The following is an 11,867-nucleotide window of genomic DNA, read 5'->3' as shown; positions in this document are numbered from 1 at the left end:
AGGACCTCGTAGAGTCGCAGGAGCCTCCGGTCCCCGCGTCGCCACCTCGCGTCCAGCTCGGGCCATCCGAGACGCGGTCCGGGCGGGTCCAGGGTCAGCGGGATCCCGTCGACCGGGATCCCCTGGGCGCGCAGCCGCGCGAGCCACCGCTCGGTCGAGGCGTCCACGGGGACGGGGCTCGGGTACCAGCTGTAACCGAGCAGGGTCCTCATCGCCGGCCCGGTGGTTCGCCGACGCGCGTGAGGAACAGGCCGTGGCCCGTCCTCCCGGATGTCCCCGTCGTTCCGGTCACCGTCCGTCCCGGCGGGGAGAGCTCGGGAGGCTCGAACCACTCCTCCACGGACGGGAGGTCCCGGATCGCCTCGCCGCTCCTCGACGAAGGGCCGCCATGCGGGAGGTCACCGCCCCGGCCGCGCCCAGACGTTCGCGCTGAAGGCGTAGTTGCCGCACTCGACGAGGAACTCGTTTCGCGTCGCGAAGGGTCGGCCCGTCTTCTCGGAGACCGTCTCGTAGCCCAGCCGCTCGACCTGATCCTTCAGCTTGAGGACGTCGCCGCCGAACGTCGACAGGTTGTTCTGATTGAACTCCATCACGATCGTGGGCCGGTGCGCGGCAAGGAACTTCTCGGCACCCGTGAGGAAATACGGCTCGTGGCCGTCGATGTCGACCTTGACCAGGTCGATCTTTGGAAGTGCCAGCTCGTCCGCCACGCGCTCCAGCGAACGCAAGCGGATCGTCTCGCTGCCGAGGGAGGCCTCGTCGGCGACCGGATGGAGGGTCGCGGAGGAATCCCCGATGTGAATGACCTGCGTTTCCTCCCGGTCGGACAGCCCGTAGTCCAGGACGACCACCCTCTCCGTCATGCCGTTCTTCTCGAGGTGCCAGACGAGCCGGTCGCGGTAGGCCCGCGCCGGCTCGAACGCCCACACCTTGCCCGCGGGTCCGACGAGCCGCGCGAGGATGACCGTGAAATACCCGATGTTCGCACCCACGTCCAGGACGTGCATCCCGGGCTTCACGAACTCCCGCACGAGATCGGTCGTCCGCGGCTCGAAGGTCCCGTGCAGGAAGATCTCCCGGTCGAGGTAGTTCTCGAGCCTCAAGCCCCACGCGAGTCCCCCGCGCCGCGCCGTCCTAAAGCCGTGGGAGGGCATCGAGAGGCGCCTCCACGCGCGCAGGAGGCGACCGCCGATGGCCCGGTACGACAGATCGCCCACCTTACCCCTCGGTCCGCGTCTGCCACGCGATCGACGGCTGCAGCTTGGCTCTCACGGTGTCGCCGGGATAGGCACGGTTGATCCCCCCGGCTGCCTGGACCGTGAGATCGACGGGGACTCCCGCCCCGGTGCACGAGCGCCGGTTGTGGATCCCCGCGTGCACGACGAGCCGGTAGGTGCGGCTCGCAAGGAGATCCGCGGGGAGCGTCGCAGTCGAGGTGTACCTTCCCGGGGCGATCTCCCGGACGAACTCCTCGTGCTCGTCGTGGAACGACCGGATCAGGATGTCGTCCTGCTCGTCGACGACGTCGAAGTACACGCGGAGCTCCCTGACCGGATGGAGCACGTCGTAGGTGACCCGCACGTTGACCGGCAGGTCGCTCCGCAGGATCGTGGTCCCGACGCCGCCCTGGAGGACGGCGACGCCGAGGAGTCGGAAGTCGGGATCGGCCGGCAACCGGGCGATCCTGTCGTCCACGGTGGCTGCGCCGGGGACCGACTCGGCGTCGCGCAGGTACGCCTCGACGACCTCCCCCGTCGGGCCCGAGCGACGGAGCCCGCCTCCGGCGATCCAGAGGGCCCGGCCGCAGAGATGGCGCACCGCCTTCATGCTGTGGCTGACGAACAGGACGGTTCGCCCCGCGTGCGCGACCTCGGTCATCTTGCCCAGGCATTTCCTCTGGAACTGCGCGTCGCCGACCGCGAGGACCTCGTCCACGAGGAGGATCTCCGATTCGAGGTGCGCCGCCACCGCGAACGCGAGACGCATGTACATGCCGCTGGAATAGTGCTTGACGGGCGTATCGAGGAACCTCTCGACCTCGGCGAACGCGACGATCTCCTCGAAGCACCGATCGATCTCGATCTTCCGCATGCCGAGGATCGCTCCGTTCAAGAACACGTTCTCCCGGCCCGTGAGCTCGGGGTGGAATCCCGTGCCCACCTCGAGCAGGCTCCCCACCCGGCCGCGGATCTCCGCCCGGCCCTCCGTGGGCTCGGTGATGCGGGAGAGGATCTTGAGGAGCGTGGACTTCCCCGCCCCGTTGCGCCCGACGATCCCCACGACCTCGCCCTCTTGCACCTCGAACGAGACGCCCCTGAGGGCCCAGAAGGAGGACGCCTCGCCGGCTCGGCGATCCGCGCCGCGAAACGGATGGGTGAACCTGGATGCGACGGCGTCGCGGAGGGTCCTGTAGGGAGGTCGCTGGACGAGCCGGTATCGCTTGCCCAGACCGTCCACCCTCACCCTAAGCTCAGCCATGGCCCCTCACACCACGTCGGCGAAATTGCGCTCCATCCGTCGGAAGTAGATCAGGCCGCCGACCAGCAGGATCACGACGGTCCCCACCGAGACCAGGAGCATCGGACCGGGAGCCGGCGCGCCCTTGAGGATCGCCCACCGAAAGCCGTCGACGACGCCCGCCATCGGGTTCAGTCCGTAGACCAGCCGGTAACGCGCGGGGACGAGGCTGCTCGGATAGGCGACGGGGGTCACGAACAGCCAGAGCTGGGTGAGGAACGGCAGCGTGTGCCGAACGTCGCGATACTGCACGTTCAGAGCGGAGAGCCACAGCCCCACCGCGAACGCGGTGATGACCACGAAGAGGACCAGCGGAGGCAGCACGAGGAGGGCGGCGGTCGGGGGGATCCGGTACCAGAACGCGAGGCCGAGGAGCACGACGAACGCGATGGCGAAATCCACGAGCCCCGAAAGGACTGACGACAACGGGATCAGGAGACGGGGGAAATAGACCTTCGTGAGGAGGCGCTCGTTGGCCACCAGGCTGTTTCCCGACTGGTTGAGCGCATAGCTGAACATCTGCCACGGCAGCAGGGCCGCGAAGGCGAAGACGGGATACGGCAGGCCGTCCGAAGGCACCTTGGCCAGCCCACCGAAGAACACGCTGAACACCAGCATGGTGAAGACCGGCTGGAGCACGGCCCATGTCGCGCCGAGCGCCGTCTGCTTGTAGCGGACCTTGAGATCGCGGAGCGCGAGGAAGAACAGGAGGTCCCGGTACCGCCACAGCTCCCGGAAATCGGGGAGCCGCCAGCCGGACGCCGGCTCGACCACCGTGACCGGGATCTCGCCGCCCGCGAGATCGGAGAGCGCGGGGCGGCTCACAGCGCGCCCCCTGGAGTCACGCCGGCGACCCTCTCCCGGCTCCCGACGCGCGACGCCAGCGCTTCCGCCAGGACCCGCGTCATCGCCTCGCACATCCCCCTCGCGCTGAATTCCTCGCTCGCCCTCCTGCGGTTCGCCTGCCCTACGCGCGCCCGCAGCCCGGGGTCCCCCGCCGCGGCGAGGATCCGGCCCGCGAGCGCGTCCACGTCGCCCGCAGGTGCGAGGAGCTCCGCGCCGTCCGTGCCGACGGCCTCCCTGATGCCGGGAATGTCGGTGGCGGCGACGGCGAGCCCGGCGGCCATGCACTCGAGGATTCCGTTCGGCACCCCCTCGAACCGGGAGCTGAAGACACCGAGGTCGACGGCCCCCAGGAGGCCCGCGATGTCGTCCACCTCCCCAAGGAACCGGACGCTTCCGCCCAGGCGAAGCTCCTCGGCGAGGTCGAGAAGGCCGCGGGAGTCCTCGTGCAACCGGCCGGCGAGCAACAGCACGCCGGGCCCGCCGGGAGCGGGCCACCGGTCCAGGGCGAGCCTCCAGGCCCTCAGCAGCGTGGGGTGGTCCTTGTAGCGGTGGAGGTTCGAGACCATGCACGCGGCGAACGCCCGCTCGTCGAGACCGAGCGACTCGCGCCATCCTCTTCGGTCTCTCTCGATTCGCGAAAGCTCGACGCCGTTCGGCACGACCCGGATCCTCGCGGGATCCACGCCGAGCGTCCCCGAGAGGAAGCGGGCACCGTGCCGCGAGTTGGACACGAAGTCGCGAGTGTGTCGGAGGGCGAGGCGCTCGAGGCGCCGACCGAGACGCCCGCGCCCCTCGTCGCGCTGGTTCCAGACGAACGCCTTCACGCCCGTCCACGGGATCACCGCGCCGCAGAGGACGTTGGGCGCCATGGTGTACGAGAGGACCGCGTCGAACCTCGCGCGGCGGAGCCTGAGGGCGAACGCGGCGAGAGCCGTCCACCTCCTCGCGCGGCCGCCGGCATACGGCAGGGACATCGCCCTGCAGGGGATTCCCGCGTTCTCGCACATCGCCGCGACGCGTCCCGGACGCCCCATGCCCCAGACCTCGACGCGGGCCGCAACCGGCCCCGCCAGGTGGCACGCGAGCAGCATCGCCTGCCGCTCCGCGCCGCCGAGCTCCAGGTGCCCCAGGACGAACAGCACGCGCCGTCCCCGCAACGCGAGGGACGGCGGGTCCGGCGGCGCGGCGCTTCCGGCGGCTCCGGCGATCATCGTCCCCGTCCTAGCGCGGCCCCGGCTTGGCGGCGAGGGCCACGAGATGCGGGCCCGGCGCCCCGCAGACGGCGAGAAACCGTCCAGCGGGAAACGGCCGAGGCCAGAGCCGATCGGCGAGGCGGGCCGTCGAGCGCTGCGCCCGCCGAAAGAGATAGGCCGCGCTCCAGTGGCGCGGGGGCCGGCGGGCCGGCTCCTGGAACCTGCCCAGGTCGATCGCGCGGCAAAAGCGCACGTCGAGCCCACCAGCGGACAGGAGGGACGAGAGAGAGCCGGCGGTCCAGGAGGTGAGATGCTGGACCTTGTGAAACTCCTCGCCACAGGCCGGGCAGAATACCATGGACCGCGACAGGTTCTCCTCGTTGGGCGTGGTGAACAGGGCCCAGCCACCCGGCGCCAACACCCGGGCGACTTCGGCCACCAGCCCGGCGAGGGACTCCGGCGGAACGTGCTCGACGGTCTCGATGCAGCAGACCCCGTCGAACGAGCGCTCGCCCACGGGCGCCGTCCCGCCGCGAATCTCGAACGCCCCTTCCCAGCCGGGGAGGCCGCCGTACCGCTCCGCCGCCCGCCGGACCGAGTGCGGCGATGCGTCGGCGCCGGCCACCCTCGCCCCTGCGCGGAGCAAGTGCTGGATCAGGAAGCCGGGGCCGCATCCGAAGTCGAGCACGCGCGCTCCCCGCAGCCGGACGGCCTGAGCGAGGAAGACGCCGACCCCGGCGCCGACCTCCAACGTGAAGTACTCGCCCTCCGTGGCGGGGCTCGTCGACCATCGCTCCCAGAACGCGGCGATGCTCTCGTCGGTCCACTTCATGGCCGGACATGATACAGGTTCCCACATCGAGAAGGGCCCGTTCGTACGCCGCTCTCCCGCGTTTCACCGGAAGCGGATCTCGCGGTTCTGCTGCAGCCAGAGACCGAGCACCAGGAGCAACCACAGCGCGTTCGACCGGTCCTTCTCCGGCCCGTGAGTCTCGATCATGCCCCGGATCTCGCCGACGCGGAACCAGTCGTTGAGGGGTGAGCCCGCGCCGTTCATCACGTCCTCGAGCATCGCCCGCCCCGAGCGCCCCGGGAGGAACCAGCCGGCGCGGGGCGGGGCGAATCCCTGCTTGGGGCGGTGGACGAAGTCGCCGGGGAAGTCCTTGAGAAGGGCCGTCTTCGGGAGATGCTTGGGAACCGGGCTTCCGTCCTGGCCTCTCCGATACCTCAACCTCAGGGGCAGCCGCGCGGCAAGCTCCATCACGTTCACGTCCGCGAACGGCGTCCGAACCTCGAGTCCGTGGTACATGGCGGCGACGTCCACCTTCGTGAGGATGTCGCACGGGAGATAGGTTCGGATGTCGAGGTACTGGGCGTACGCGAGTGCATCGGTCCGCGGCGCAGCGGCGTCCGCCTCGGCGAACGACAGGCAGGGCGCCCCGGGAAGCCCGCCGAACTCCGGACGCCACAGCGCACGGCGCTCTCCCTCTGCGACGTATTCGATCCGACGCTGCCATTCCCGCAGGACGCTCCACCGAGCCCCGAGCAGGCGTCTCGCGGTCGCCCAGGCCACCGATCGCGCGCCGTCCGCGGAAGGTCGGCGCAAGAACGTCCGGAGGCTCCCGCGCACCGACGGTCGCATCCACCTCAGGTAGGTGTCGTACCCGCCGAATCCCTCGTCGCCGCCGTCGCCCGAGAGCACCATCGGCACGTGGCTCCTCGCGAGGCGCGCGACGTGCCAGGTGGGAACCGCCGAGGTGTCCCCGAACGGCTCGCCGTAGTGGCTCACCAGCGCCGGGAGAAGGTCCCGCAGCTCGTCGCGCACCGTCTCGGTGTGAAGCTCGAATCCACACTTCAGGGCCACCTGCGCCGCGTGCCTCGCCTCCGAAAGCGCCGCCTCCGGGAAGTCGATGCAGAACCCCTTGAGTCGGCTCCCGAGGATCCGGCTCAGCCGAACGGCGACCAGCGTGGAGTCGACCCCCCCGGAGAGCAGGACGCCGAAAGGGACGTCCGACACCGTGTGGGCGCGGACCGACGACTCGAGGGCGGACTCGAACCGCTCCAGCCACTCCGCGTCCGAGGGTGCGGGGTCGGGGTCGAAGCGCAGGTCCCAGTAACGCGTGGGGCCCTCGAGCCGTCCGTCGAATCCCACGACGACGTAGCTGGCGGGCGGCTGCTTGACCACGTCCCGGTAGATCGTGTGCGGCGCCGGGAGGTACTGGTAACGCAGGAACAGCTCCACCGCGACCAGGGATCCCTCAGGTGGACGGTCGTCCACCTGGCGTAGCGCGCCCAGCTCCGAGGCGAAGGCGAGATACCCCTCGCCGGTCCGGTAGTAGAGGGGTTTGATGCCAAGGTGGTCGCGGGCCAGGAGGAGCCTCCGACCGCGCAGGTCCGCGAGGCCGAAGGCGAACATCCCGCGGAAACGCTTCACGCAATCCGCGCCCCACTGCTCGTAGGCGTGAACGATCACCTCGGTGTCCGACCGTGTTCGGAACACGTGGCCCAGAGCGCGAAGCTCGGCGGTCAGCTCGCGGTAGTTGTAGATCTCCCCGTTGTAGGTGACCCAGACCGTGCCGTCCTCGTTCGCCATGGGCTGCTGCCCGGTCTCGAGGTCGATGATGGAGAGGCGGCGGTGACCGAGGGCGAGCCCGTCACGAACGAAGGTGCCCTCGCCGTCCGGCCCGCGATGCGCGACCGCCGCGGTCATCCGCTCGATCTCGCCGCGGCGGGACGCGCTGTCGCCCCACCTCAGTATCCCCGCGACCCCGCACATGAGTTCCCCGTTATCGACCCGGCCCGGGAGCGGCCCGCGCGGCCCGCGTCGCGGAGCTTCGACGCGCCGGGGAGCGATGATAGCGTCCCGGGGCCCGCGACGGAACTCGATTCCGGACCCGGCTCGTCCAGCCCGCTCGCCGGCGCTCCCGGAAACGCCGGGGAGTCGCGGACGCCATGCCGTCATCCCCTCTCGAGGCGTTCCCGGATCGCCCGGGCGCGCGCGGGGTCGAGCGTGAGCAGGTTCTGCTCGTACGAGCTCTCCTTGGGCCAGGCGGCCCATCGGCGGGCCCGGGCCTCGGCCTCCGCGAGGAGGCGCGCCGCGCTCTCGCGCGCCCCGGCCCCCCCTTCCGCCAACAAGGACTCCGCCAGAAGGAGACGCGCCGGAACGGCTTCGGGCTCGATCCGGAGCGCCTGCTCCGCGGCCCGTCTCGCGCCGGCGGGATCACTGGCGTCGAGCAGGAACCCTCCCTTCTCGAGGAGCGGGTACGGGTCGTGGCAGGAGCGCTCGACCGCCTCGTCGTAGCGCGCCGCCGCCCGCGCGCGGGCCGCCTCGTCGCGGAACAGCCGCGTACACGCCAGCGCTTCGACGCGCGCGATCGCGATCCGGTAGCGGGCGTCGGCGGCCTCCAGCCGGACCGCCGTCTCCGCGGCCTCGCGGGCCTCGGCGTAGACCGACACGCCGAACTCCCGCCCCGACGCCAGGTCCTCCGCGCGGCGGGTCCACAGGTCGGGATGGAACGGATTCCAGGCCAGCGCCGCGCGGAGGCGTGCCCGCCCCGACGCGTCGAGGCGCCCGCGAGGGAGCCCGCGCACCGACTTCCACGCCAAGTAGGGCGCCGCGTCGCCGACCAGCACGAGCAGCACGAGCGACGCCGCGGCCGCCCCGCGCAGCGCGCGTCCGGGTCGCGGGGCGGGCTCGCGAGTTTCGGTGGAGAGGAGGCCCCCGAGGAGCGCGGCGGCGAGGAGGTGCAACGCGGGAATCCTGCTCGGGTTGTCCACGGCCGCCGGCACCGCGAGCGCGACGAGCGCGGCGATCGCACCCGCGGTCCCCGTCGGGAGGGCGCCCGATCGTCGCCGCCGCACGATCTCCCGCGCGGCGAGCATCAGGGCGGCGAGCCCCGCGACGGCCGCGGGCAAGCCGAACTCCGCGGGTAGCCGAAGCAGGTCCGAGTGGGTCGCGTCGAACGAGCGAGCGAAGCGCAGCGGCCCCTCGGATATCGGGAAATTGAGATTGGCCGCCGCGGTGGCGAATTGCCCGGGCCCGGTGCCGAGCCAAGGAGAGGCCGCGACCGCCTGGAGGCTCGCCCCGTAGATCTTGAAGCGCTGGTACCGAAACGCGTCGCCTCTCGCGAAGCGCACGGCGACACCGATGCCGATGCCCACCAGGAGCAGAGCCGCGGACCCGGCGAGCGCGGTCCGCGTCCGGACCCCGACGCTACGCCAAAGGCAGAGGAGGAGCACCACCGCGCCCGCGACGAGGGCGAGAAGGGCCGCACGCGAGCCGACGAGGACGAGAGCCAGCGCCGCCGGCGCGGCCAGCGCCACGCGCGCCCAGGCTCCACGGCGGCCTCCCGTGCCGGCGGTCCCGGCTCCGATCAGCAGTGCCGCCACGAGCCATGTCGCCAGGTGGTTCGGGTTCAGAAACGTTCCGGCCGGGCGAAGCGCTCCCATCGCCCGCTGGACGAGAGCGAGCGTTCCCTCGAGGGCCGCCCCGACCAGCAACGGCATGCCGATGCGGACCACGAGTCGCGGCCCGCATCGAGCGGCGAGAAGCGCGACCCCGGCGAACGCGGCGATCTCCTGCAGCACGAGGAACGCCGCGAACCGGTACGGCGCGAGACAGGCGCCCGCGAGCGCGAGCGCTGAAAACAGGGCCAGCGCGGAACCCGACGCCGCGGCAGGAAGCCTCGGCTCCCCGGCGAATCGGGGCGCGAGGATCGCGAGCAGTGCGAGCAGCGCCACCGCCCCGTGAACCAGAAGCAGGCCGCCCGGTGAAGCGCCCCCTTCCCCGAGAACCGCCGCGAGGAGAAGCGCCGCGAGGCCCGAGGAGAGCGCGAGGGCATTCACGGCCGTGCCTCCGGCGCGGAGCGCACCCGAAGCGCGGTCGCCGCCTGGTCCCTGCGGCGCGCATACTCCCGTCGCAGGGGGTACAGGCGGGCGGCTTCCACGAGATCCGCGTAAGCTCCCGCCAGATCACCGGCCGCGAATCGCACCCGGGCCCTGACGTCCCTCGCCCCCGGGCGGATCGGATCGAGCGCGACCGCGCGGTCCGCCTCGCTTAGACCCTCTCTCAGTTCCGGCCTCGCACCGAGGGTGGCCGCGGACCGTGCGAGCAACGCTTCGGCCAGCGCGACGCGCGCCTCGGCGTCCCAGGGGACGAGCCGTGCCGCCCGGCGCGCGCTTCCCACCGCCGCCGCGAGATCGCCTGAGGCCAGCTCCTCCCGGGCTTCGACCCGGGCGTTCCAGGCGAGGCCGGCGGGAGCGCTCAAGGCCGCCGCCGCCACGACCCCCGCGAGGAGCGGCCATCGAATCGTCCCGCCGATCGACGGGGTCGGGATCGGCTCTTTAGCCTCGACCGACGACAGCGTTCCGCGAAGCGCGGCGGCGAGCCAGAGCAGCGAGGGAAGGAACGCGGTGAAATCCGCGAGATTCTGCACCGCGAATGCGGCGAGGCCGACGCGGGCGCCGTTCACCCACGGCGGTCCCGGCGGGCCCCGCCGCGAGAGCACCGGCCCGACGAAGAGCGCGAAGAACAGGATCGACAGGACGCCGGCCGCGGGTAGCCCTGTCTCGGCCGCGAGCTGCAGCGGAAGGTCGTGAGCGTACCGGGTCTCGTTGTCCCCCTCGCGCAAGTAGCGGGGGAGCGCCGTGCCGAATCCGCCCGGGCCGACCCCCGTCCACGGATGGTCCACCGCCATCGCCCACGCCGCGCGGAAGTTCCCGGCTCTAAGAGCCCACGGGCTCCCGGGGTGATCGCGGTCGAGCACCTCTCCGCCGCGGAGCATCGCGATCGAGACCACCACCACGACCAGCGCAGCCGCACCCGCCACGAGGAGCCCTCGCGACACCTTCCTCGACATCCCCGCGAGCGCCAGCGCAAAGAGGAGCGCGACCGCCGCGGTGGCGGAGGCCGCGCAGAGGATCCCCGCGACCTCGAGCACCCCCGCGGCGAGCACGAAGATTCTTGCACGGCGGCCCGATCGGAACGCCAGGCCCAGGGTCACCGGGAGCGCGATGCCCAGGAATCCGCCGAGTGCGGCCGGCGTCGGGAAGTTCGCGAACGCCCGCCCTTCCGCGAGTCGCGAGAGGATCGCGTCGCGATCGGGGACGCCGTGGCTCGACCGGACCTGCTCGGCGAGAACTCGGAGCCCCCAGATCTTCTGGACTACCGCGTGGAGCGACACCCAGGCACCCGCCCCCGCCAGCGCGGCCGGAACGACGGGGCCCGTAAGGAACGCGCTCGGGAGGGCTGCGGAGTGGATCCCGACCGCCGCGGCGAGGATCGCCACGACCAGCGGCCCGGCGGCCGAGGCCGGATAGAGGAACGTCGCGCTGGCGGCGGAGAGCGCGAGCCCCAGCAGGAGCGCGCGCGGGGCGTCGCCCTCGGCGGGGCGGACCAGGAGCGCGAGAAGGGCGATGAGCGCGGCGGTCCCGGCCATCGATTCGCCGCGGGTCTCGGGGGGCAGGAGCGGCAGCAGGACGACCAGGATGGGGAGAATGAGGCAGGCGGGACGGACCACCGCTCCCGGCGAGGCCATCGCCGGTTCGCGGCTACTGGGGAGCGGCCACGAACTGGCCATTCACGAGGACGATGTCCCGCTCGAAGTCGTCGCGGGTGGCAACCGTGATCGCCGCGCCGGCGACACCGTCCTTGCCGAACGACGCGAGCGTGTAGTTCCCGAGGTCGTCGCGGGAGTAGCTGTAGAGGTGGCCCCACGCGTCGTTCGCCGGAATGACGCTGCTCTCGTAGGGGGTCAGGACCGCCTGGAGGCCCGTGATCCCCCCGCCGTCCGACGGCAGGTGGCCGTGGTCGACGGAGTAGATCTCGATCCCCTTCGAGATGGTCCGCATGTCCGCCATGGTAGCCCTTTGCCTCGACTTGTCCAGCGCGTTCATGAGAGCCACGATCCCGATGCTGACCACGATGGCCAGGATCACGAGGACCACCAGCAGCTCGATCAGCGTGAATCCCCGTTGCCGTCGCCCGCCTCTAGATCTCATCGAGACTCTCATGCCGATCCGCTCCCTGAGCCCGTCCACCGCCGTGTCTCCTGCGTCGCTCGGCGTTCCGGCGGTCTCGAACCCTTTGCTGCTCGACCGGCGAGAAGCGGAGACGGCGGGGACGACGCGCGCCCCCGCCGCTCCGGGAAAGTCGGGTTACTGCTGGACGCCCTCGGGCCAGGCCGCGAACTGGCCGCCCATGAAGATGATCGGGCTGTCGAATCCACCGCCGTTGCCGCCGCCGAAGGCACCCCACACGACGCCGGTCAGGTCGCCGCCGTCCTTGCCGCCGGACGCGAGCGTGTAGCCCGT

10 protein-coding genes are annotated in these 11,867 nt (G+C 71.6%); all 10 read right to left on the bottom strand.

What is annotated here, in order from left to right:
* Window positions 1-212, bottom strand: a 212-nt coding sequence (locus tag LAO51_18105) for a hypothetical protein (GenBank protein MBZ5640655.1), incomplete at its 3' end; no start/stop codon positions are given.
* A 186-nt stretch (window positions 213-398) separates the two neighbouring features.
* Window positions 399-1,217 carry an FkbM family methyltransferase gene (locus tag LAO51_18100; GenBank protein MBZ5640654.1) on the bottom strand — a complete coding sequence of 273 codons (819 nt, stop codon included), beginning with the start codon at window positions 1,215-1,217 and terminating at the stop codon, window positions 399-401.
* Window position 1,218: 1 nt separating this feature from the next.
* Window positions 1,219-2,478, bottom strand: coding sequence for an ABC transporter ATP-binding protein (locus LAO51_18095; protein ID MBZ5640653.1), 1,260 nt, complete (start codon window positions 2,476-2,478; stop codon window positions 1,219-1,221).
* Window positions 2,479-2,484: 6 nt separating this feature from the next.
* Window positions 2,485-3,342, bottom strand: a complete 858-nt coding sequence (locus LAO51_18090; GenBank protein ID MBZ5640652.1) for an ABC transporter permease — start codon at window positions 3,340-3,342, stop codon at window positions 2,485-2,487.
* A complete protein-coding gene (locus LAO51_18085) occupies window positions 3,339-4,574 on the bottom strand; it encodes a glycosyltransferase (GenBank protein MBZ5640651.1) in 1,236 nt (411 codons plus the stop codon). Before LAO51_18085 ends, LAO51_18090 begins: the two co-directional genes overlap by 4 nt.
* Before the next feature lie 10 nt (window positions 4,575-4,584).
* Complete coding sequence (locus LAO51_18080; GenBank protein MBZ5640650.1) at window positions 4,585-5,388, bottom strand: class I SAM-dependent methyltransferase; 804 nt, start codon at window positions 5,386-5,388, stop codon at window positions 4,585-4,587.
* A 63-nt stretch (window positions 5,389-5,451) separates the two neighbouring features.
* Window positions 5,452-7,332, bottom strand: a complete 1,881-nt coding sequence (gene asnB, locus LAO51_18075; protein ID MBZ5640649.1) for an asparagine synthase (glutamine-hydrolyzing) — start codon at window positions 7,330-7,332, stop codon at window positions 5,452-5,454.
* 182 nt (window positions 7,333-7,514) lie between these two features.
* On the bottom strand, window positions 7,515-9,401 hold the full coding sequence (locus LAO51_18070) for an O-antigen ligase family protein (GenBank protein ID MBZ5640648.1): 1,887 nt from the start codon (window positions 9,399-9,401) through the stop codon (window positions 7,515-7,517).
* Window positions 9,398-11,092, bottom strand: a complete 1,695-nt coding sequence (locus LAO51_18065) for an O-antigen ligase family protein (GenBank protein MBZ5640647.1) — start codon at window positions 11,090-11,092, stop codon at window positions 9,398-9,400. The genes LAO51_18070 and LAO51_18065 overlap by 4 nt, the downstream gene beginning before the upstream one ends.
* A gap of 13 nt (window positions 11,093-11,105) precedes the next feature.
* Window positions 11,106-11,555 carry a type II secretion system protein GspG gene (locus LAO51_18060; GenBank protein ID MBZ5640646.1) on the bottom strand — a complete coding sequence of 150 codons (450 nt, stop codon included), beginning with the start codon at window positions 11,553-11,555 and terminating at the stop codon, window positions 11,106-11,108.
* Window positions 11,556-11,867 lie beyond the last annotated feature (312 nt).

This window comes from Terriglobia bacterium, from assembly GCA_020073205.1.
GTDB lineage: Bacteria > Acidobacteriota > Polarisedimenticolia > Polarisedimenticolales > JAIQFR01 > JAIQFR01.
This window is presented reverse-complemented; position numbering and strand designations above follow the sequence as displayed.